Origin of the sequence: Flavobacterium azizsancarii, assembly GCF_027980145.1 — a bacterium.
Lineage (GTDB): Bacteria > Bacteroidota > Bacteroidia > Flavobacteriales > Flavobacteriaceae > Flavobacterium > Flavobacterium azizsancarii.
In genome coordinates, this window is the sequence record NZ_JAMZNK010000037.1 from 1 (window position 1) to 21,115 (window position 21,115).

Here is a 21,115-nt window from a genome sequence, read left to right on the forward strand (position 1 = left end):
TAATCAAAACGGAGGTGGTCATTTTGCTCCGGAATTAGGTGGTCATTTTGAACTGGAATCAGGTGCTCACTTTAAAACGGAATGGGGTGATCAATATAACCGGAATTTGCAGAAGACTATCTTCAGGAGAAATATAAGTTAGAAGATGCATTAAAAGATTTCTGATAATAATAATGTAATAAAGTTAAAAGCAAGAGTTGATGATTAGCTATATTTAATAACAAAAGCGCTATAATAGGGCTTTTGTTATTAAATTTGACTTTATACTCTATTTATATTTAATATTGATGCTGATAATATCCGAAGTCATATTTGTCGTTCTGGTATAATGCCCGTAACGAATCTCCAATGTATTCCAGTGTTTAAGACCGAATATTCCGTTTAAGGGAGTGAATTTCATTCCCATCCCAAAGAAACTGCTGTCAAACTTAGATAAATCATAATTGCTGGTATAATATTCGTCCGCTGCTGAATGTTCGCCATACGGTTTAAAATACTTCGTTCCCGTTTGAGTATAATACCTGTAAAACGGACTTATCGAAAAGGCCTGAGTTAATTTTACAGGAATTTCAAGATCGGCAGTATGTGCTTTTAAGCTCCAGTCATCAGTATAATATCTGTAATAAGCCCTAATGATTACATTGTCTCCCAGGAAATAACTTGCCCTGATCCCCAATGGAATTTTGAGTCTTGTATCGGGCATTTTTTCCTGATGTACAGATCCGTCAGTAAAATAAACCCTGTGAAACGGAAGACTTAAATACCCGTTTTGGCTAATCACATCACCTACAAGCATTACCTGCAATCGCTGGTTGACCACCTGAGAATAACTTAAAGTTCCTGCAAAAGTATTTCGGTTTGCACTTCCGTAGCCTTCCTGACCCGGAGTACGAAGCTCAACAGGTTCAATTAATTTCAGCTGATCGAGAAAGGTTTGAAATTTAGCTGTAAACTCTCCGTTCCTGTCTCTTGTTTTTTGGGAAAAACTAATGTTTCCCCCAAAAGACTGGTAATCAAATTCAGTGGATGATGAAACTCCAAGACCAATTGTTCTTCCTGTTGCTTCATTTTCTCTTAAATAAGTCAAAGAAGGATAAAAACGATTGTCTGAAGAAGATGCAGATGAATTGGCACTCAAATCAATCATATCTGATGAGGCAGAAGTATAATGATCAATTCCAGCTTCAATATCAAAAGTATGTTTGATTCCGGTTTCTCCATATTTTACCAATTTTACGTCAATGGTATTGGCAATATCGGTAAGATGTTCAGAACCAATTCCTCCTGTAACGGCCGAATTGTCTCCGTTTTGCTTATAATAACTGGAAACTAAATTTACTTCTTCCAGTTTTAATTTTTTGCTTTTGTAACTGGTAGAATCTGTAGGAACATTTTGTGCTCTTGTTTGAAATAATGCCAGTAAGGCAAATCCTGTAATGAATATTCTTTTCATTTTTTAAGAGTATGAAAATTAGTTACAGCCACAGCCACCGCCGCTTTTTCCTGAATTTGCTCCGGAAGCTCCTTCACGGTAGGATTGAAAACTAAGTTCTGTTTTTTCGATTTTTCTGTTAGAAAGGACCATTTCAGAATCGTTGATTTTTCCTTTCTGGTATTCTTTTACCGATGTGCAGGAGGTGAGTAGAATGCCCGTAAAAGCAATGCTGCAAAATAGTACGAGCGCTTTTTGTTTTGGCTTTTTCATTTCAGGTTAATGTTTTTTGAAGTGTAAATTTTGTTGTTGTCGTCGATTATTATACAATATAGATCTGCTATCTGATCTATTAAAAACAAGCCTGCTTTAATACCCATAACTGCTATTGGCGTTGCCATTGCATCTGCAAATTCTGCGTTCCCGCTAATAATGGTTACACTTTTAATTCCTGTTATAGGCAATCCTGTTTTTGGGTCAATAGTATGTGAATATTTCTTTCCGTTAATGGTCACGAATTTTTCATAATTCCCGGATGTTGCCACTGCTTTATTGGAAATTTCCATATAAGAAAATGCCGCATTTGGAGCATCAGGATCTGCTACGCCAATGGTCCATTTTTTGCCATTAGGCTGTAATCCCCAGGCCGAAAGATCTCCGCTGGCATTGATAATGCCGCTTTCAACATCATGATTTAAAAGTATTTGTTTTGCCATCTCGGCAGCATAACCTTTTCCGATTCCGCCAAAACCAATTCGCATTCCCTTTTCTTTTAAAAATACGGTTGAGTTTTCTTTATCTAAAATGATATTTCTATAATCAATAAGATGTACCATTTTGAGTGCTGTTTCGGCATCTGGTAATTTGGTCATGGCTTTATCAAAATTCCAAAGACTTTTATCGATACTTCCGTATGAAATATCAAAGGCACCTTGCGTAATTCTTGAAATTCCAATACATCTTTCGATAAGATTAAAAACTTCAAGATCTACTTTAACAGGCTTAATTCCTGCATTTTCATTAATCAGGTTCGTCTGACTATCATCTTTATAAGTAGTCAAAAGTTTTTCGATCCGTCTGATTTCTTCAATAGCAAGATTAATATTCTCATTCCCAATTTTCTCATTTTCAGCCACAACTGTAATTGTAAAGTTGTTTCCCATGAGTTTTAGGGATTGCGAATATTTTTTATTTTTTAATATATTACTTTTTGCTATCACAGATTGCTTTTATTTCGGCAGTCCACTGCTCAGGAGTAGTTTCTGGTTTTCCGTGCCAGGTTTTAAGTACTTTACCATCAGCATCCAAAAGCAGGGTTAGAGGGAAACTTCCTTCTTTATTATAAATCTCGGCTAAATCCTCGTTTCTTTTTACCTGCTGGGGCGTTCCTATGTTTTTCTTTTTTCTTGGAAAATCAGCATTAACCAGTACCAGATTCTCATTGGCCATCTCTGTGAATGCCGGGCTTTCAAGATAATCTCTGCGCGTTACAATACAAGGCCCGCACCAGTCTGAACCGGAGAAGTTCAGTAGAATTAACTCGTGCTTTTCCTTTGCTGTTTTTTTGGCATTAGTAAAGTCAGGTTCCCAGTTGATGGGAAGCACTGTTAATAACAGAAATAATGTAATTAGTTTCATTTTTCAGTTTGTTTTTAGGTATATACGAAATAACGAATTGTCAGGTATCTTATTTTTTAAACTTGCTTAAGATTCGGTTAAATTTTAAACCAAATAAAAAGCTGTTTTTTTAAGCAGTCTGAACACCAAAAATATAGCCCACAAATGCCGAGGCTGCCATGGCAAAGGTGCCCCAGATGCAGATACGCAATATCGCTTTCAGCGTATGGGATCCGCCGGCTTTTGCGGCCAGCATTCCCGATAATGCCAAAAAGAGTATTGAAAAACCATACTGATAAAATACCATTTCTTTTATAGGGGCAAAAATGGCCACCAAAAGCGGCAATAAACCACCAATAATAAAGGATATGGCCGATGCAAAAGCTGCTGTAAGGGGGGTGGCCTGTGTGATTTCATTAATTCCGAGTTCGTCCCTCGCATGGGCTTCAAGGGCATCATGAGCCGTTAATTCCACAGCAACCTGCCTGGCAAGTTCTTTATTTAATCCCCTTTGAATATAAATATCGGTGAGTTCTTCCAGTTCCTCTTCCGGCAGGGTTTCAAGAGCGATTTTTTCTCTTTTCAAATCTGCAGTTTCTACATCAGACTGGGAACTTACCGATACATATTCACCTGCTGCCATAGAAAGCGCACCTGCTGTTAGACCCGCTACGGCAGCCAGTAAAATAGGCTCTCTTGTAACACTTGCCGCAGCCACACCAATGGCTAAACTGGTGGTCGATAAAATTCCGTCGTTTGCCCCCAGAACTGCTGCCCTGAGCCATCCGCTTCTATTGATATAATGATTTTCAACATGCATAATTTTAATTTTATAGTAGTTTAATCCAATGCGGATCTTCAGAGGTTTTTGGAACACCTCCAAAATTAGTTTTTAGAAACTGTCTAATTTGTAATGCTGTTTTGTTTTGTGTAGCGCTTTTCCAGTCATTGATATCATAAATATGAATCTGCTTGGCATTTGTGTTTGTAACAAATGAAATCCGGGATATTGAATCCTTGTATTTCATAATCTCATGTAACATTCCGCGATTTGGCACTACAACAAGAATGTTTTCCCAATCAAGAAAATTCTTAGGGATATCCTCACGGTCCTTCAATCCTAAAAATTCAAAAAAGGCTTTTATTTTTTGATCATTAAGCCTATGTATATCTAAGTCAGCCTTTTTTAGAATAATCTGGAGATTTGCCTGATCTCTAATGATACCCATATTTAAAATATTTTTTTTAATGAAAGGATCAAAGTATATTATCTGATTTCAGAATGTCTGATTTCTCCCCCTGTAGTGCCTGTCTGCCGGCCAGAGTATAAAACTGCCAGAGAGTACACCATCAGAGCCAGTGCAATATAATCAGCATACGATTTCTCTTTCCAATTGCTCCATAAAGCAGCTATCGAACCGATGCCCAGTACATAGGATAGTAAAGCAAATACCTCTGCTTTTTCTTCATGTTCATGGATTAAATTTTTAGAGATTCCCTCAATTTGTTTTACCACGTGCTCGGCGCCATCCCCTGTTGCTGTTGCTGCAAATGCCGTAATTGCCCCCAGTATAAAAATACAGCAAGCTGTCCTTTTTACAATTTCAGATTTTACTATAAATCCACCTATGAGAACCAATAAACCTACAATGGGTATAATAATAGGCAGGTGGTTCAATACTAAGTGATAATGCGCTCCGTTCATAATGTTTTGTTTTAAAGTATTGATTTTCTATTCTTCTTTGTTTTCCATTTTATCCGGGCAATGCGCTGGCTGAGCCCGATGCTTCTTCCTCTCGGCATTGCTCTTGATAGACCAGTCGCGGCAATTGTAAAAAGCCCTGCGATGAGTTTATTGCTTAGGGAAAACGCAATTATTTTAGTAAGCATAAGCTTGTTTTGTTAATCGCCGCTTTAAAAAATAAGCAATAGCAAAAACACGCGCCATTAGACGTGAGAGTTTTAAGCCGATAAAAAACGATTAACAGTCTCTGGGCGGCTGCCAGACAGAGGAAAGGGAAATAGATAAATAGGAGAAAGAATACGTATATAAATTTTGTTTTTTATACGTAAAATTTACTTTTTGCATGGTTTTGTATTCTTGTGTCAACGGATAAAATACAACAGAACTGATATTGGCGTGCGATTTAAAAGGCAGTTTCATATCCTTTACATAATCGGCATCAAATACATCTGGTCCCTGGTAGTGAATGCATAAAAACTCAAGAACAGTTAAATTAGGATTTTGTTCTTTATGTTCCATATAATGTTCTGCCATTACAGGCAGTTTTATGAGTTCGCCCAGCTGTGTTATAGACAGCAGGTAAACAGATAAAAATAATATGGACAGTTGTTTTTTCACAATTCAAATATAACTAATATTCTTATGATATTTTGAGGTAACTGGTTGTTTAGAAATGTTGTAAATAGTTAAGTCTTGCCAAAATACTTTTAAGTTTTACCTGCACAAAGATAAAAGGCTGTTTAAAAACAAAGGGCGATAAAGTTGTTACTGGAAGTTTTTTCCTACTCAGTAGAATGGTTCTAAATGTTAAATCTGATTGTTTTTTTACTTCAATTCACCCTAAATTAGCCATTGAATAAAGCAACTGTTAAAAAATGCCTTATTTTTTATTTATCAGCTGTTAATAGGATTTCATGTCCAATTGCATAGCATCACCCATAAACTTTTAGGAGCTTTTCCCGCTATACGTTGCAATCTTTTGCGTCGAATCCCGGCACAAAAGGATTTCCACTGCTATCGGGGCTAAGGGCTGTAGGCCCTATTTTGCGTTTGGAGAAATGTAAATTTGAATTCAATTGTTGTATTTCTAATTTACAGGTGGTGCAAAAAATAAAGTTTTTTTGTAAAATATTTTCTGGCTCTTATGTCTTATAAAAAAGGAAATGAAAACAAAAAATCACTAATCATTGATTAAAATTTTTTTAAGCAAAATAAGGCGCCAATTGTCTTTAATTGGTGCCATTTGGCTGTGGTGACAGGATATGCACAAATTTCTGTAAATTTTATGGACGATTTGAAGAGATTGGCTTACTACTGGTAGTGGCTGTATTTTGATGTCTTGAGTATTTTTATTTGGATGTCCTGTTGGGGATTATATGTTGTATATCACATATTAATTTGATAAATATCATTTTCGTAGACGTCTTTTTAATCTAATTTTATTCACGAAATAATCCTGTATTTTTTCAAGTCTTTGCAAGGTTTGGGCCTTATAATTAATTTTATGATGAACCTAAAATCTTCGGCTATAAATAGCATTTCAACACTATGTTTTACAGGAATAACTAAACAAATAAACAGATGAAAAAGAAGTTAAGTATGCTTGTTGTCACGGCTATACTTTTATACTCTTGCCAGCAAAAGGATTGGACAGGTTCAAATGAAAGTGGTATGGAGACAGATTCGTCTGAAATCTCTGGCATCAGTGATAGGATGGTTAGGAAGTGGTTTTTAATGAATAGGGAATCAGACAGTATAATGGCTTTGGCACAACAGACTATTAAGCAAAAGAGAACCGAAGTGGAAGCTCATCCGCCAGATGAGCGTGAGTATATTAATTCATGCATTGGAGAAGCTCAACAGCATCTTGATCAATTGAAGAAAAAAGTAAAATATATTAAAGGGTTTGCAATTCATATTGAAAAATATGATCCAGCTCTAAAGCATACAATTGACTCATTAAAAGAAGACTATCTTCAGGAAAAATATAAGTTAGAAGATTTATTAAAAGATCTCTGATACCTTTTCATCTGCATCATCTTCTATTATTAGAATATTACCGGTATTTATCATTTTTAAGGGTATATAAATTTATAAAGTTTTTTTAACTTATTTATAATTAGGGGATAAAGTATATGGAACAAGCATAAAACAATATATTAAATCCTGTTGAAAAATAATTTTCAACAGGATTTTTTTACAAGCTTTAAAACCTTAAAATTATTTTAAATGGAGAAAGACATTAGATATTTAGAATTTCTAGCCCTGAATTCTAAAGAAGTTATCGAAAAACAAGTAGACTCCTATCGTCAGCAGCATTCTTATGCAGGTACCATTATTGGTTTTACAGTATTGTTTATTCCTTTTTTCTTAAATAGTTTAGAGGGGGCTAATCAAAGTATTCAATTAATTACGATTATACCTATCGCATGTTTTATCAGTTCTATCCTTTTAATGCTCAGTATTTTTAGAAGTAAACCATTGGATCAGGCCTTATCTGTAACCAAGTATGAAGCCTTATTAAAGAAGTCGTATGAAGATATATTACTTTATGAAATTGAAGCAAACAAAGTTTCTTACATAAAAAACAATAAAGCAACGTTAAAAGCGAGTAAAAGGTACATGCAAGGAGTGGGTCTTACCACTTTTGCCATTCTTGTAGCTATTGTTCTTCTTTTATTGAATTCTTTTCTCTCGATAGAAAAAGTGCCCACAAAAGTTCAGGTTGTAAATACAACCAAATAATGGTATAAGTAAATAATTGTCCTTATTGCTTCAATATATTAAATGTTTCTTATCACTTTTTCGATTGACAGAAATCATTTTTTTTCAGCTCTATTTGTCTCAATTTTGCCTACCGATATAGAGATTATTATACTTATAAAAACAAGTATATCAATGCTTATTGTTGAAAAATATTAACGAAAAATCTAATGAAAAAAAGTAACGATGTTTTACGTAAAGAAGTTATGGAAGCTATAAATTGGGAACCTATTTTAGATTCTAATAAAATAGAGGTTAGTGTTCAAGATGGAATTGTTACTCTTGCAGGAACTGTAGATAATTATAATCAAAAAAAAGAAGCTGAACATACAATTAAGGATATATCAGGGGTTAGGGCCATTATAGATGACGTGAGGGTAGACCTTTCTTTTTCAGTAATTAAAAGTGATAAAGAGATTGCCAGTGCAGTTATTAAAGCATTAGAGCAAAAATGGGTTATACCTAATCACAGATTAAAAGTTACAGTCCAAGACGGATGGGTAACCCTTGATGGTATTTTGCATTGGAATTTCCAAAGGAAGGCCGCAGAGAATGCCATCCGAAATCTGGAAGGTGTAAGAGGAGTTATGGACAAAATAATTATTGAAGCTGAAATAAATAATGAACTGGAGAAACTGATTGTAGAGAAAGCGCTTAAGCGCAGCTGGATACTTGATATCGGTAATATTAAAGTTAGAGTTGATGGTAAAACGATTTTCCTTAGTGGTATAGTTAGTTCTCTTCTTCAGAAGGAAGAGGCAGAAAAGATAGCATGGAATACAACCGGAGTATGGCAAGTGGATAATAAACTTTTTGTAGAATTTGATTGATATGAAATCTAATGAGATTTATCGACGAAGATTTGCAAAGCAACAGAATTGCGCTGATCGGTGCCTGCTTAGGTTTTAATTTACAGTTAAAACAATAATAAACTGCTTAACGTTGATTAAAGCGTACATTTGAAATAATTGATAAACAACTAATGGATAATAAAGAAAATATACGGATTTTACTCACTGACGACGATCAGGATGACAGGGAATTTTTTGCAGATGCAGTAGCGGATCTTCATCTTAATGTGACTGTTGAATTTTGTATAAATGGACTTGAGCTTATAAATTATCTTTATGATAAAAATCGTATTATCCCTGACATCATATTTTTAGACCTTAATATGCCGATTATGTCAGGTTTTGAAACCCTGAAACAAATTAGAGAAGACATTTTATTTAAGGACATTCCTATTATTGCCATTTATTCCACTTCATCATCTCAAGAAGGTATTAAGAACACTTTTGGATCAGGTGCCAATGCCTATATCGTGAAGCCCACTGATTTTAACGAGTTAAAGAAACTCATAAGAAAAGTTATCGAAATGGATTGGAAAGAACAGCTGAAATATTCCAAATTAGAATCTTTTATTATTACGGTTTAATTAAACTCTTGCACTTTTGAGGTAACTTATTACAACAGAATTAAATTACAAGTAATGCAACATAAAAAAAACATCTTGCCCAAGGCTACACGCCAGGACTTTCCTATTGTTGGTATTGGAGCTTCGGCAGGAGGGCTTGAGGCTTTTACCCAGTTTATTGATGCTATCCCTGAAGACTCAGAAATGGCCTATGTCATTGTTCAGCACTTACATCCATTGCATGACAGTATACTTACAGAGCTTTTATCTCGCGTAGCCAGAATACCAATTATTGAAATTACCGACGATATTCATTTGGCCCCAAATACTATTTATGTTATTCCGGAAAACAAAATACTGACTTCTTTTGATGGAGTACTAAAACTAAGTCCACGTCTTAAAGATACTAAAAATCAGGCAATCGATATTTTTTTTAATTCATTGGCGGAGGTTCATCTTAATTTGGCCTGCGGAGTATTGCTCTCGGGAAATGGATCTGACGGGACACTTGGCTTGGGATCGATTAAGGAACACGGAGGCATAACTTTTGCTCAGGATATTGACGCTTCTTATAATGAAATGCCGCAAAATGCAATTAATGCCGGAGTTGTTGATTACGTATTATCACCAGTGAAAATAGTGGCGAAATTAATTGAGCTTTGTAATGCAAAAGCGATTGCCGGTGAAGATAATGAACTTAATGATGAGGCAGTATTTAATGAAATTATTAAAATTCTGCGTCACCACAGCGGGGTTGATTTTGCTTATTATAAACAAACTACGATACGCAGACGTATTGCCAGACGAATGGCATTAAATAAAATCGTCAATCTGAGGGATTATCTTAAAGTATTGAGAGGTGATAAATTGGCCTCTGAAGATTTATTTAACGATCTGCTTATACCGGTAACGGAATTTTTCAGGGATGTTAAAATTTTTCAGATGATGAGGGAAAAAGTTTTCCCTTTATTAGTGGGCAGGGTACCGGAAGGAAATGCAATACGAATCTGGATTGCAGGATGTTCTACCGGTGAAGAAGCTTACACGCTGGCTATTGCCCTTCATGAATTTTTGGGAGAAAATCTTCAGGGAAAAGAAATTCAGATTTTTGCTTCGGATATTTCAGAAGTTGCTATTGCCAAGGCTAGGGCTGGATTTTATAGAAAATCTCAAATGCGTAATGTTTCTGAAGCTACGCTTTCCAAGTATTTTACATCCAATACCAACGGTTATACTATTAAACGGCAAATTAGGGATTTATGCGTTTTTGCTGTTCATAATTTTTTGACAGATCCTCCATTTGCCAGAATGGATTTGATTACCTGCAGGAATGTTTTTATTTACATGGATGCATTTTTACAGAAAAAGTCTTTAAGTACATTCCATTATGCCTTAAAAGAAAACGGTTTTTTACTTTTAGGAAAATCAGAAACTGCTATTCCGGCCGTTGAACTTTTTCAGTCTTTTGATAAAGCCGGAAAAATATATACAAGAAAAGAGGTTTCAGCAAGATCAGTGCAATCTCGCTGGGGAGTAGGAACTAGTGACAAATTGAAAAGTTTTAAATCAGAACTTCCCAAAAAAGAAATCGTAAAAGAAGATTTTATAAAAAGTGCAGAATTAATTTTACTTTCGAATTATAGACCAGTAAGTGTCATAGTAAATGAACAGGTGGATATTTTACATATTATTGGAGATATTACTGATTTTATTAAATTTTCACAGGGCAAGCCTACTTTTAATTTGCTGAAAATGGTTCGAGAAGGATTGGCTTTTGAACTTCGTAATGCCTTGCATAAATCTAAAGAAACAGGATCGCTTGTAAAAAAAGAAGCAATACAGGTTAAAAGGAAAGAAGTTATAAGTGAAGTTACAATCGAAGTACAGCCGCTGCCAGATACTTCAGAGCCCTATTTCCTAATATTGTTTTATAAAACAAACAATATCCAACCAGTGATATCCCCAAACAATATGACGGACGAAGAAATCCGTAATGATGTCAATTTAAAAAGGATCGCACAGCTTGAAAAAGAATTGGAAAAAATACGAAATGACGTAAATGCGATTAGTGAAGAACAGGAAGCTTCGAATGAAGAACTGCAGAGGGCTAATGAGGAATTATTAAGCGGAAGCGAGGAATTGCAAAGCCTGAACGAAGAATTGGAAACTTCTAAAGAAGAATTACAATCCAGCAATGAAGAACTATCGCAGATCAATCAGGAACTATTAAACAAGCAACAGGAAATTAATATTGCAAAAAATTATACAGAAGCAATAGTGGCAACTCTTCGTGAACCTATAGTTGTTTTGGATAACAAGCTTAGAATAAAAAACATCAACAGGGCATTTTCTGAAAAATATAATATTACCAAAGAAGAGGCAGCAGACAGGCTCATATATGAAATTCAAAATCATCTTTTTGATGATATTCAAATGCGCGCCATGCTAGAAAAAGTACTTCAGCAAAAAACACAACTTGATGATTATCAGATAGCGGTAAATCTTTTGCCTTACGGCGAAAGTATTCTGCTTCTAAATGCCAGACAAGTCACTTATGAAACCAGTAAAAAACAATTAATTCTGCTGGCTATTGAAGATATTACCGAACGCAGGAAGATTGAAAAGAAATTACAGGCAATGTCCGATGGTTTAGAAGTTAAAGTTCAGGAACGTACGGTAGACCTGCTCACGTCCAATAAGGAGTTGGAAAACTCTGTAAAAAACCTGCATACAGCCAATGAACAGTTGCAGGAATACGCTTATGTGGCCAGTCATGACCTGCAGGAGCCATTGCGTAAAATATTGATGTTTATCAGCAGGCTTTTAGGAATGGAGGAAAAAATTTCTGATCCGGCTCTTTTGCTGCTTGAAAAAATCAGCAAATCATCTATTAGGATGAATACGCTTATTAAAGATTTATTGGCCTATTCTTATCTTGACAATCCCGATAGGCAATTTAAAGCCACTGATTTGAATACGGTTATCGACAATATTTTAATTGATTTTGAGTTGCTGATTCAGGAACGCAATTTTAAAATAAAAGTGGGTCATTTACCCGTTATCAATGCAATTCCGCTTCAAATGAATCAGCTTTTTTATAATTTAATCAGTAACGCCATTAAGTTTTATAAAAAAGACAATTCAATTTCTAAAATAGAGATAAGTTCCAAAAAACTGACTTTAAAACAAGTTAAAACATATCCGGATCTGGATCCAGGTTTAGCATATTGTGAGATCATAATAAAAGACAATGGCATTGGATTTAATCAGCAATATGAAAATAAGATTTTCACTATTTTTCAAAGACTTCACAATAATGAAGTGTATATAGGTACTGGTATTGGACTATCAATTGGAAAAAAAATAGTAGAAAATCACAAGGGAATTATTTTCTCTAAAGCCGAAGAAAATATTGGCGCGGAATTTCATATCATATTGCCTATCTAGATCTTTTTCGATTGAGAAGAGAAGCAGTTATATTAGCATGAAAAACGGAAGTAGGATTTACTTAATTATGTAAATCCTACTTCCGTTTTTGATAAATGTTAAGATTGCAAAATAAAATCTTAAAGTAGGTATTACTCTTTTACACCTGTGAGCCAATCTTTAAATTTGCTTACCTGTTCTGTTAAAAAAGACTCGTGTTCTTCATCTTCCTCTACATTTGGCGGTAAGATATGTTCGAAGTAAGTTCCTTTGAGAACTTTTCTTAATATGCCTTCTCCTAAAAAGGACTTATTGTCATTGAGTGTTTTTGCTGCTTTAAACAAATGGCGGATATCATATTGCAGAGGATTGATATCAGGTACCTGTTTGTTGAGATTCAATAATTCATAAACAGCTATTCTCGCAGTTCTTACCGAACTTTCCATCGTGAAAACCACATCATTATTTGTTTCTACAAACTGACCTATTAGTCCCAGATTTTTGCATCCTTCAGGAACAACCCTTGGACGATCACCTTTTGCCCTTGGCATAAACATCGAAGTAATATAAGGCATGAAGGCCGTACGTATAATCGTGTTTTGGATCACATTATCCAACTGATCGATGATCCCGGTATGATAACACAATTCGGCAAGGATTTCGTCTCCGGTACACTCAGGCATTGTCTTTTTAATGTAATTTCCTTCTTTGTCCATAAACAATGCATATACCCAAAGTACCAGAATATCATCCGGCTGTTCAGGAAAATGGGGCTGTCTGTTACAGGTAAAACTCATTAGCCAGCTTGAATCTGTAATGGTGACAATTCCTCCTGTAGCCGTTTTTCCGGAGTAAGGATCATTCACACAATATTCACTAAGTTTCTCCACGAGTGCGGAAGGCCTGCAGGTTAAGGTCACTGATTCCCAGGATGATTTTTCGATATTGCTGCAGAATTTTTCAGGTTTGCCAAAAACCTCTGATTTAGTGGCAAGATTCTTCCATAGTTTCCATCCACCGCTTTTTCCGCTGGTTTGATTATCAATTGTAATAACAGGAGCTTTTTTGTTGTCGCCATAGAAAGTGTCTTCGGTCATTGATCCAGTAGTTACAATCACATAATCTTCTTTTCCAATCGGTATTTTTAGTTCTTTGCCATCCCTTTCTGCGATAATTCCCTTCACTAGTTTCCCATCAGTATTGATAAGAATATCCAAATCGTTTATCAGTGTATTAAATTCAATGGTGACACCCTTCTCTTGTAGAAAGTTACGCAGTGGTGTTACAAAAGTGTCATATTGGTTGTATTTGGGAAATACCAAAGATGAAAAATCATTCAAGCCGTCAATAGCATGCAGGAAACGGTGCATATACAATTTTAGTTCAAGCAGACTGTGCCAGTTTTCAAAGGCAAACATAGTACGCCAGAACGTCCAGAAATTACTGCTTAAAAAGGATTCACTAAAATAATCTTCAATAGTTAAATCGTCCAGTTCTTCCTTTTTCTTTAGTAAAAGTTTAATGATGGCCAACTGGTCTTTTTTGTTGAGGCGAAATTTGCTGAAGTCTTTTATTTCTCCTTTGTTATGGATAAGGCGTGCTTTGGAATAATTGGAGTCATTATCATTAATAAGACGGTATTCATCCAAAACGCTGTAAGGAGCAGGCATTTCAAGGGCCGGAATATCCTGGAACATATCCCAAAGGTTTTCATAAGTCATATCCATTTCCCTGCCGCCTCTTATGATATAGCCGTCTTTGACATTACCGGCACCATCAAGAGATCCGCCATCAATATGAAGTTGTTCTAGAAATATAATATTTTTGGCTGGAATCTGCCCGTCGCGAATAAAGTAATAAGCTGTTGCCATACCGGCGATACCACTGCCTATAATATAAACTTTACTGTCTTTATACGATTTTAGGGGAATCCCTATATTGCGTTGATAGTTTCCAATCTGATCCGAAAACGGCATTGATTTTTCAGGTGTATTGCGCTGCTGCTCTTTACTGGAATCAGGTTCATGGTTTACATTTCTGTTTTCAGTTTTGGCATTTAGAACTTTATCAAATTTAACTGTATTTTCTTTCATTGTTATTATTTTAAGAATCAAATAAAGTTAGGTATTCTCTTAACTGTCAAAATGTTTCTTATCACTTTTTAGATTGACAGAAATCATTTTTTTTTAGACCTGTTTTTTTCACTTTTGCTTATTGATCACTGAATGTAAGAAGTAAACCAATGACTTTTACAGATCATTACCTAAATAAAAGATCTAATGAAAAAAAGTAATGAAGTTTTATGTAAAGAAGTAATTGAGGCTATCAAATGGCAGCCTCTCTTGCAGCCCAATAAAATAGATGTTAGCGTACAAGAGGGTATTGTGACACTTGAAGGAAGCATCGAGAACTATGCTCAAAAAAGGGAAGCTGAGGAGACCGTTAAACACATTTCCGGGGTAAAGGCAGTTGTCGATGATGTCAAGGTTGATTTATCTCCGGCAGCAAGCAAAAATGATACAGATATTGCCAGTTCAGTTGTCAAGGCACTACAGGATAACTGGGCTGTTCCCGATCATAGATTAAGAGTTGAAGTAGAACAAGGCTGGGTAACTCTTGAGGGGATTTTACATTGGAATTTTCAAAGAAAAGCTGCCGATAACGCTATTCGTTATCTGGAAGGAGTGAGAGGAGTAATTGATAAGATAAAGATTGAAGCGGAAGTAAAAAATGAACTAGGGCAAGAGATTGTTGAGAAAGCGCTCAGTCGCAGCTGGATTTTGGATATTGACAATATTAAAGTTAGAGTTGATGGCAAAACGATATTCCTTAGCGGTTTTGTGAGTTCACTTTTTCAGAAAGAAGAAGCAGAAAGGATAGCATGGAATACTCCTGGGGTATGGTATGTTGATAATGAACTTGTGGTGGAGCCTGATTGATATGCTGTCTAAAGTTTGCAATCAATCATATTGAACTTAGGTATAAGTGAGATATAAAGTTTTTATAATGTTAAGCGTTTTGGAATTTAAGTATTGACAAATAAAAACATAAGACAGTTAAACGAGATAACGTGATGAAAAAAGTAGCGCAAAATACACATCGTGCACTTCTCTTATTTTTGGGACTTACTGCTATGATTGGTGGTGGCGCATTAATTATTTCACCATCAGGGAAACTTCTTGGAGGACTGCCGCTATCTATTTTAGAAAACTCACCATTCACTGATTTCCTGATTCCCGGGATTATTCTGTTTTCCGTTTTAGGCTTTTTCCCAGTTTTAATAGTAATGGCTTTATTCAAAAGACCTTTCATTCCGTTTGCAGAACATTTTAATCTTTTTAAAGACATGTACTGGGCTTGGACTTTTAGCATTTATATCGCTTTCGCGCTCATTATTTGGATACAGGTGGAAACCTTTTTTGTACAGGGAGTTGGTTGGTTGCAAATGTTTTATATGCTGTATGCCATTGCTATGCTTATTGTTGCCTTATTGCCGTATACAAGAAATAATTACACAAAAAACTTCACCTGCCAACCTAACAAAAATAGCAAACAATGATACTTTTACTAATCATTATTGGAGTATTACTGCTGGTGATACTTCTGGGAAAAATAACGATGTATTTAAAATTTAAAAATCAGGTCAAGCTGTTATACTCAAATGCATTGAATATATCTGATAAAACTTATAGTATAGGTCAGTTAGATGGCTTGCCCATACCAGTACAGCGTTATTTTAAATATGTACTCAAAGACGGAATGCCCTATATAAGTTCAGTTAGATTAAAACATAAGGGTCTATTCAAAACCAATTTAAAAAGTGGGTTCATCAATATTACGGGCGAGCAATATTTTTCTGTTCAAAAACCACAATTTATATGGAAAGGCTCAACGCTAATCTTTACCGCAAGAGACAGTTTCATTGCCGACAAGGGAAATTTAAAAGTTTCATTATTCAATATTTTTACAGTGGTTGACGGCAAAGGCAGCGAAATTAGTGAAGGCGAGATGCAGCGCTGGCTGGCCGAAAGCGTTTGGTTTCCAACAAATTTACTTCCTTCAGAGAATGTAACATGGATCGCCATAGATGAAAATTTGGCAAAATTATCATTCCGATATAAAGAAATCTCATTTGATTTTATCGTTACATTTAATACTGTGGGTGAAATTGTTACAATGGAAACCCAACGCTTCATGACCAATAAAAGGGAACCATGGCTTTGCAAAATGGAAAATTATAAAGAAATTAATGGAGTGAAAATCCCTTTTTCGGCACAGGTAGTCTGGAAATTGAAAGCAGGAGATTACACATACGCAAAGTTTCAAGTCACAGAAATAAAATACAACCAAAATATTTCTAAAACAATAGCATAGTTAAAGAATAATTGGAATTAAAGGATTGTAAAATACTAAAAGAGAATGTTCAAACATCACGGAAATAAAAGAAATTTAAGACACAATCTAAAAATAGCCTCTTTATTATCGTTTGTTGCCGGACTGGTCAATGTCGCTGGTTTTCTGGCAGTTCAAAAACTGACTACAAATGTTACAGGACATTTTGCCTTTTTTGTAGATGAGGTTTTTAAGCTCAATTTCAAACAGGGATTTATATACTTTTTATATATTTTCTTCTTTTTTCTGGGTTCTTTTTTCTCCAGTCTGCTTGTAGAGTTTCTTTTGCGAAGAAATGAAAAATACAGTTATATAATTCCAACAGCAATTGAAAGTGCTATTTTATTTGGGATTGCAGTCTTTGGGGAGAATTTAATTATAGATAATCCTGACTTTATAGCCTATACGTTACTCTTTGCCATGGGGCTGCAAAATTCTTTAGTAACAAAAATTTCCAATGCCACAGTGAGAACAACACACTTAACGGGGCTTTTTACAGACCTTGGAATCGAATTATCCCAACTGTTTTTTTATCACGAAGAACTCTTTCGAAAAAAACTGTTTGTATCGATCAAGTTACGAATGACCATTATTAGCTTTTTCTTTTTTGGTGGCATTATTGGCGGCATTTTTTATTCGAATATGGGATTGCATGTTTTACTCATTGGAGTTGTCGCTTTGCTTTTAGGACTTTTATATGACAGGATTCGTTTTAATGCTGTTTTACTCGAAAGAAAGTACAGGCGTCTCATACAATTTAAAGTCAAATAATTTTAGGATGGACAACAGGCTTAATGGTACCTATTAAAAACCCGTATGGTTTTAAGGCAGGTATATGATCACAAACAATTTTGAGTAGTGCCGTAAGGGGAATAGCCAGAACAAGTCCGGGTATGCCCCAGAGCAATTCTCCAAGTACCAATGCAATAATGGTAAAAAGAGGATTTATTTTTACTTGTGGTCCCATAATCAAGGGTTCAAAGAACCAGGTTTGAACAAGTTGTATGATCCCATAACTCAGTACAATTCCAGCAAGTATTATAGGGTGGGCGCCATTAATAGCCGCAAAAATGACGGTCAGTATAGTTCCTGTAATATTGCCTATGTAGGGAACGATTTCAAGCAAACCACATAATACCGCAAAGAAAACAGCATTTTCAATTCCTATGATGCTAAAGGCAATGCCATACATAATCCAAAGCAGACCAATCATCTTGGAGAGGCCTATTAAATATTGATAGGAAATATGTGCAGCGCTGTAGAGTATATTTTTCATTTCTGGCTTTTGCGCTGCGGGTGTAATTTTCAATAGAAAATTTTTGATATGATCTCTGTAAAGCAGTAAAAATAAAAAATAGGCCATCACAAGAATAAAGGTGGTCAAACAATAAGCTACAGACCCAAAAATTGCCTGCAGGATATTAGAGTAGGAGGGTTGTTCATTTTTAAGGATTTCAAATTGCTCGTCTATCGAAATGTTTAGATGATTAAAAATGTATTTCTGGAGATGGGCTACAGATTCTATTGACTTTTGCTTGATAAAAGCTATATCCGTTAAAAGCTCCGAAATTTTTAAACCTAAAACAGCAATCAGAATAAAAATTACCGACAAAAAGGTCAGCAGGCAAAAGAATATGGAAATACTTCTTGTCATTTTTTTGCTTTCCATCCATTTGCACAAAGGCAGAAATAAGGTTGCTAAAATACCACCGATGCAAAGTGGCATCAGAAGATCTTTAGCAAAATATAGTCCTGTAAAAATTAAAAATAATACAAGCAGCTTTTTTATCATTGTAGTGAGTGACAGGATCATGGTTTAAATTCTTTGAAATTTCGTTTCCATACTTTAACTAATTCGTACCAAATCACAGCCAGAAAACCAACTCCAATTGCCATACACAGCGAAAGGAGATCAAGGCGTTCAAATGCAAAGAATGTTGCAAATGGTTTGATGTAAAGCAGCATTGCGGTAATGAAAATGGTAATACTTATAATTAATGGAACTAAATTATTTTTGTAGCGTAAAGTGGTAAAAATGGAATAATAAAAAGAGCGGTTCATTAATGTCAAAAAGATATTAGCGGTTACCAGTACAATAAAAACCATAGTACGCGTATGCTGCTCGTCATAACCGCTATAGATAGAATATTGATAAGTAAATAGTGTACCAATAGTGATTACTAATCCCTGAACAATACTGGTAGAGAGTTCCCTCCAATTGAAAAATGTTGAAGTAAAAGGTCTTGGCTGCTGTGCCATTGTGTTTTTTTCCATTGGTTCATTCTCATAGACAATAGAGCAGGTGGGACCCATCACCAATTCTAAAAAGATAATATGGATGGGAGAAAATATATTTGGATATCGCCAGCCCAGCGCCAGTGGAATAAAAACGGTAAATATGATCGGTATATGGATTGAAATAATAAACTGGATTGATTTTTTGATGTTAGCATAAATCTTTCTTCCCATGGCAATAGCATGCACCATTTTTGATAGATCATCATTGACCAGAATAAGTGAAGCTGCCTGTTTGGCAATTTCAGTTCCTTTTTTACCCATTGCAATTCCGATATGAGCCGCTTTTAACGCTGGCCCATCATTTACACCATCACCGGTCATGGCAACAATTTCCTTATTAGATTTCAGGGCATTGATGATTTTGAGTTTAGCCTCAGGAAACATTCGGGTGAATAAAGTAGTATCCCTGACACATTTTTTGAGTTCTTTTTTGTTAAGTTTCATCAGCTCATCTCCGGAGATGCTTTTTTCGTATCCCTTAAAACCGATCTGTTTTGCGATGGATGAAGTAGTCAGGGCATTGTCACCGGTGATGATCTTTACGTCTATGCCGGCTTTATAAAAATGCTGTAAAACGAGTTTAATATTTTTTTTCGGAGGATCATAAAAGGCTAATAGTCCAATAAATTCAAATTTAAATTCCTGTTGTGTTTTAGGGTAATGCTCAGAAGTCTGATGCGTTTCGCCCACTGCCAGAACTCGGTAACCGTCCCGGGATAATTCCTGGATTGCTTTTAGAATTATTTTTTTCTGGTTTATGGTAAGTTCTGATATTTCCATTAACGCTTCTGCGCCTCCTTTAGCGGCAATGATCTTACTGCCTGATTTATTTTCAAAAACATGCGTCATCATAGGCGGTTTTCCCGACAAAGGGTACTCATGTACCAATTGAAAATAAGGTCTCTGATCTTTTTCAGTAATCTCTGCATAGGTTTCATGAAGAGCGATTTCCATCGGGTCAAAAGCTATGGGTTCGCTTGCCCACATCGACAGGCTAATTAGCTTTTTCTCATCGTCAGATAATGAAGACTCCAAATCGGTAATTTTCTCTGATTTTAAAGAAAAAATCTTAGCCAGACTCATTTTGTTTTCGGTAATAGTTCCTGTTTTATCAATACAAATCACCGTAGCACTTCCTAATGTTTCGACGGTTTTCATTTGTTTGACAATGATGCCTTCTTTCATCATCCGCCAGGCGCCAATAGCCATAAAGGTGGTAAAAGCGATCGGGATTTCTTCGGGAAGGATGCTCATGGCAAGTGTTAGGGCTTTTAGCAGACTGTCGAATATCTTAAAGGAATGAAAGTAGTTGATTCCCCATACAATCAAAAAAACTACGGCTCCGGCAATAGCCATTTTTTTTACGAAATTACCAATCTGAATTTCCAGAGGTGTTTTTTCTTCTTTTATTCCCTCAAGGCTTTTGCCTATTTTACCCAGTTTGGTTTCGGTGCCAATGGCAGTGACCGCTGCAATGGCTAATCCGCCTACAACAGTCGTTCCCTGATAAATTGTATTGTCTTTGGCCTCTTTGTCTTTATTGACGGCCATGGATTCTCCGGTAAGGATCGATTCATTAACAGAAAAGTCATTGGAATGTAAAATGATTCCATCGGCAGCAATTAAAACGCCTTCTTCTACCAAAAGACTGTCACCAATAACTATCTCTTCTGTTTTTATTTCTACAGAATCGCCATTTCTTATGACTTTGCATTTGGGTTTGGTGAAATTTTTCAACTGCTCCAAAGCATTACGGCTTCTCGCATTCTGATACGATGAAATAGCTGCAATCAAAACTATTGCTGAGGCTAAAAAGAAACCATCGGCCGTTTTTCCGCTGATAAAATAAATACTCGATGCAACCAATAATAGGATCATCATGGGTTCCTTGATCATTCGGATCATCGCAGCCGTATAACGGTTTGTTTTTTTATACGATGATACGTTTTGGCCGTATTTTTTCCTGGCCGCAAGTACTTGTGCAGTGGTTAAACCAGCTGTATTAAATTTGTTTGTAGTCATTATTTAA

20 protein-coding genes are annotated in these 21,115 nt (G+C 35.6%); 9 read left to right on the forward strand and 11 right to left on the reverse strand.

Annotated elements, in window-relative coordinates; genetic code table 11:
* Window positions 1-268 precede the first annotated feature (268 nt).
* The 8 genes from NJT12_RS18160 to NJT12_RS18195 all read right to left on the reverse strand — a co-directional run bounded on the left by NJT12_RS18160 (window position 269) and on the right by NJT12_RS18195 (window position 5,327).
* Window positions 269-1,453, reverse strand: coding sequence for a DUF3570 domain-containing protein (locus NJT12_RS18160; protein WP_271337343.1), 1,185 nt, complete (start codon window positions 1,451-1,453; stop codon window positions 269-271).
* Between the two features lie 18 nt (window positions 1,454-1,471).
* On the reverse strand, window positions 1,472-1,705 hold the full coding sequence (locus NJT12_RS18165) for a DUF4266 domain-containing protein (protein WP_072965097.1): 234 nt from the start codon (window positions 1,703-1,705) through the stop codon (window positions 1,472-1,474).
* Entirely contained in the window at window positions 1,702-2,595 is an 894-nt protein-coding gene (locus NJT12_RS18170; RefSeq protein WP_271337344.1) for an FAD:protein FMN transferase, read from the reverse strand. Before NJT12_RS18170 ends, NJT12_RS18165 begins: the two co-directional genes overlap by 4 nt.
* A 40-nt stretch (window positions 2,596-2,635) precedes the next feature.
* Complete coding sequence (locus tag NJT12_RS18175) at window positions 2,636-3,070, reverse strand: thioredoxin family protein (protein WP_271337345.1); 435 nt, start codon at window positions 3,068-3,070, stop codon at window positions 2,636-2,638.
* A gap of 109 nt (window positions 3,071-3,179) precedes the next feature.
* The gene (locus tag NJT12_RS18180; RefSeq protein WP_271337346.1) at window positions 3,180-3,869 is read right to left on the reverse strand and encodes a VIT1/CCC1 transporter family protein; all 690 of its coding nucleotides are present in this window, start codon (window positions 3,867-3,869) and stop codon (window positions 3,180-3,182) included.
* A 10-nt stretch (window positions 3,870-3,879) separates the two neighbouring features.
* Complete coding sequence (locus NJT12_RS18185) at window positions 3,880-4,278, reverse strand: hypothetical protein (protein WP_271337347.1); 399 nt, start codon at window positions 4,276-4,278, stop codon at window positions 3,880-3,882.
* A 38-nt stretch (window positions 4,279-4,316) separates the two neighbouring features.
* Window positions 4,317-4,754 (reverse strand): hypothetical protein, encoded by a 438-nt coding sequence (locus NJT12_RS18190; protein ID WP_271337348.1) that lies wholly within the window; start codon window positions 4,752-4,754, stop codon window positions 4,317-4,319.
* Between the two features lie 276 nt (window positions 4,755-5,030).
* Entirely contained in the window at window positions 5,031-5,327 is a 297-nt protein-coding gene (locus NJT12_RS18195) for a hypothetical protein (protein WP_271337349.1), read from the reverse strand.
* 1,047 nt (window positions 5,328-6,374) lie between these two features.
* Between NJT12_RS18195 and NJT12_RS18200 the strand changes: the two genes are divergently transcribed.
* The 5 genes from NJT12_RS18200 (at window position 6,375) to NJT12_RS18220 (ending at window position 12,417) form a co-directional block, all read left to right on the forward strand.
* Window positions 6,375-6,812 (forward strand): hypothetical protein, encoded by a 438-nt coding sequence (locus tag NJT12_RS18200; protein WP_271337350.1) that lies wholly within the window; start codon window positions 6,375-6,377, stop codon window positions 6,810-6,812.
* Window positions 6,813-7,022: 210 nt separating this feature from the next.
* A complete protein-coding gene (locus tag NJT12_RS18205; RefSeq protein ID WP_271337351.1) occupies window positions 7,023-7,538 on the forward strand; it encodes a hypothetical protein in 516 nt (171 codons plus the stop codon).
* Between the two features lie 188 nt (window positions 7,539-7,726).
* Entirely contained in the window at window positions 7,727-8,386 is a 660-nt protein-coding gene (locus NJT12_RS18210; RefSeq protein ID WP_271337352.1) for a BON domain-containing protein, read from the forward strand.
* Between the two features lie 152 nt (window positions 8,387-8,538).
* Window positions 8,539-8,991, forward strand: a complete 453-nt coding sequence (locus tag NJT12_RS18215; RefSeq protein ID WP_271337353.1) for a response regulator — start codon at window positions 8,539-8,541, stop codon at window positions 8,989-8,991.
* A 54-nt stretch (window positions 8,992-9,045) separates the two neighbouring features.
* Window positions 9,046-12,417 carry a CheR family methyltransferase gene (locus NJT12_RS18220; RefSeq protein WP_271337354.1) on the forward strand — a complete coding sequence of 1,124 codons (3,372 nt, stop codon included), beginning with the start codon at window positions 9,046-9,048 and terminating at the stop codon, window positions 12,415-12,417.
* A 131-nt stretch (window positions 12,418-12,548) separates the two neighbouring features.
* Here the strand turns inward: NJT12_RS18220 and NJT12_RS18225 are convergent, their stop codons facing one another.
* Window positions 12,549-14,489: an oleate hydratase gene (locus NJT12_RS18225; protein ID WP_271337355.1), complete on the reverse strand. Its 1,941-nt coding sequence runs from the start codon at window positions 14,487-14,489 to the stop codon at window positions 12,549-12,551.
* A gap of 186 nt (window positions 14,490-14,675) precedes the next feature.
* On the opposite strand from NJT12_RS18225, the gene NJT12_RS18230 reads away from it, so the two are divergent.
* From NJT12_RS18230 to NJT12_RS18245, 4 genes are all read left to right on the forward strand, one after another.
* Complete coding sequence (locus tag NJT12_RS18230) at window positions 14,676-15,335, forward strand: BON domain-containing protein (RefSeq protein WP_271337356.1); 660 nt, start codon at window positions 14,676-14,678, stop codon at window positions 15,333-15,335.
* Between the two features lie 134 nt (window positions 15,336-15,469).
* Window positions 15,470-15,955: a hypothetical protein gene (locus NJT12_RS18235; protein ID WP_271337357.1), complete on the forward strand. Its 486-nt coding sequence runs from the start codon at window positions 15,470-15,472 to the stop codon at window positions 15,953-15,955.
* Window positions 15,952-16,770, forward strand: a complete 819-nt coding sequence (locus NJT12_RS18240) for a DUF6920 family protein (RefSeq protein WP_271337358.1) — start codon at window positions 15,952-15,954, stop codon at window positions 16,768-16,770. The genes NJT12_RS18235 and NJT12_RS18240 overlap by 4 nt, the downstream gene beginning before the upstream one ends.
* 45 nt (window positions 16,771-16,815) lie before the next feature.
* Complete coding sequence (locus NJT12_RS18245) at window positions 16,816-17,559, forward strand: YoaK family protein (RefSeq protein ID WP_271337359.1); 744 nt, start codon at window positions 16,816-16,818, stop codon at window positions 17,557-17,559.
* On the opposite strand, the gene NJT12_RS18250 is transcribed toward NJT12_RS18245, so the two are convergent.
* The gene (locus NJT12_RS18250; RefSeq protein WP_271337360.1) at window positions 17,552-18,601 is read right to left on the reverse strand and encodes an AI-2E family transporter; all 1,050 of its coding nucleotides are present in this window, start codon (window positions 18,599-18,601) and stop codon (window positions 17,552-17,554) included. The genes NJT12_RS18245 and NJT12_RS18250 overlap by 8 nt on opposite strands.
* Complete coding sequence (locus NJT12_RS18255; RefSeq protein ID WP_271337361.1) at window positions 18,598-21,108, reverse strand: cation-translocating P-type ATPase; 2,511 nt, start codon at window positions 21,106-21,108, stop codon at window positions 18,598-18,600. The genes NJT12_RS18250 and NJT12_RS18255 overlap by 4 nt, the downstream gene beginning before the upstream one ends.
* Window positions 21,109-21,115 lie beyond the last annotated feature (7 nt).

What these genes read in the sequence shown, in the direction of transcription:
- NJT12_RS18170 (WP_271337344.1), bottom strand. Translation starts at nt 2,595, where the DNA reads ATGGGAAACAACTTTACAATTACAGTTGTGGCTGAAAATGAGAAAATT.
- NJT12_RS18160 (WP_271337343.1), bottom strand. Translation starts at nt 1,453, where the DNA reads ATGAAAAGAATATTCATTACAGGATTTGCCTTACTGGCATTATTTCAA.
- NJT12_RS18250 (WP_271337360.1), bottom strand. Translation starts at nt 18,601, where the DNA reads ATGATCCTGTCACTCACTACAATGATAAAAAAGCTGCTTGTATTATTT.
- NJT12_RS18215 (WP_271337353.1), top strand. Translation starts at nt 8,539, where the DNA reads ATGGATAATAAAGAAAATATACGGATTTTACTCACTGACGACGATCAG.
- NJT12_RS18190 (WP_271337348.1), bottom strand. Translation starts at nt 4,754, where the DNA reads ATGAACGGAGCGCATTATCACTTAGTATTGAACCACCTGCCTATTATT.
- NJT12_RS18175 (WP_271337345.1), bottom strand. Translation starts at nt 3,070, where the DNA reads ATGAAACTAATTACATTATTTCTGTTATTAACAGTGCTTCCCATCAAC.
- NJT12_RS18240 (WP_271337358.1), top strand. Translation starts at nt 15,952, where the DNA reads ATGATACTTTTACTAATCATTATTGGAGTATTACTGCTGGTGATACTT.
- NJT12_RS18210 (WP_271337352.1), top strand. Translation starts at nt 7,727, where the DNA reads ATGAAAAAAAGTAACGATGTTTTACGTAAAGAAGTTATGGAAGCTATA.
- NJT12_RS18225 (WP_271337355.1), bottom strand. Translation starts at nt 14,489, where the DNA reads ATGAAAGAAAATACAGTTAAATTTGATAAAGTTCTAAATGCCAAAACT.
- NJT12_RS18245 (WP_271337359.1), top strand. Translation starts at nt 16,816, where the DNA reads ATGTTCAAACATCACGGAAATAAAAGAAATTTAAGACACAATCTAAAA.
- NJT12_RS18165 (WP_072965097.1), bottom strand. Translation starts at nt 1,705, where the DNA reads ATGAAAAAGCCAAAACAAAAAGCGCTCGTACTATTTTGCAGCATTGCT.
- NJT12_RS18195 (WP_271337349.1), bottom strand. Translation starts at nt 5,327, where the DNA reads ATGGCAGAACATTATATGGAACATAAAGAACAAAATCCTAATTTAACT.
- NJT12_RS18230 (WP_271337356.1), top strand. Translation starts at nt 14,676, where the DNA reads ATGAAAAAAAGTAATGAAGTTTTATGTAAAGAAGTAATTGAGGCTATC.
- NJT12_RS18180 (WP_271337346.1), bottom strand. Translation starts at nt 3,869, where the DNA reads ATGCATGTTGAAAATCATTATATCAATAGAAGCGGATGGCTCAGGGCA.
- NJT12_RS18255 (WP_271337361.1), bottom strand. Translation starts at nt 21,108, where the DNA reads ATGACTACAAACAAATTTAATACAGCTGGTTTAACCACTGCACAAGTA.
- NJT12_RS18205 (WP_271337351.1), top strand. Translation starts at nt 7,023, where the DNA reads ATGGAGAAAGACATTAGATATTTAGAATTTCTAGCCCTGAATTCTAAA.
- NJT12_RS18235 (WP_271337357.1), top strand. Translation starts at nt 15,470, where the DNA reads ATGAAAAAAGTAGCGCAAAATACACATCGTGCACTTCTCTTATTTTTG.
- NJT12_RS18200 (WP_271337350.1), top strand. Translation starts at nt 6,375, where the DNA reads ATGAAAAAGAAGTTAAGTATGCTTGTTGTCACGGCTATACTTTTATAC.
- NJT12_RS18185 (WP_271337347.1), bottom strand. Translation starts at nt 4,278, where the DNA reads ATGGGTATCATTAGAGATCAGGCAAATCTCCAGATTATTCTAAAAAAG.
- NJT12_RS18220 (WP_271337354.1), top strand. Translation starts at nt 9,046, where the DNA reads ATGCAACATAAAAAAAACATCTTGCCCAAGGCTACACGCCAGGACTTT.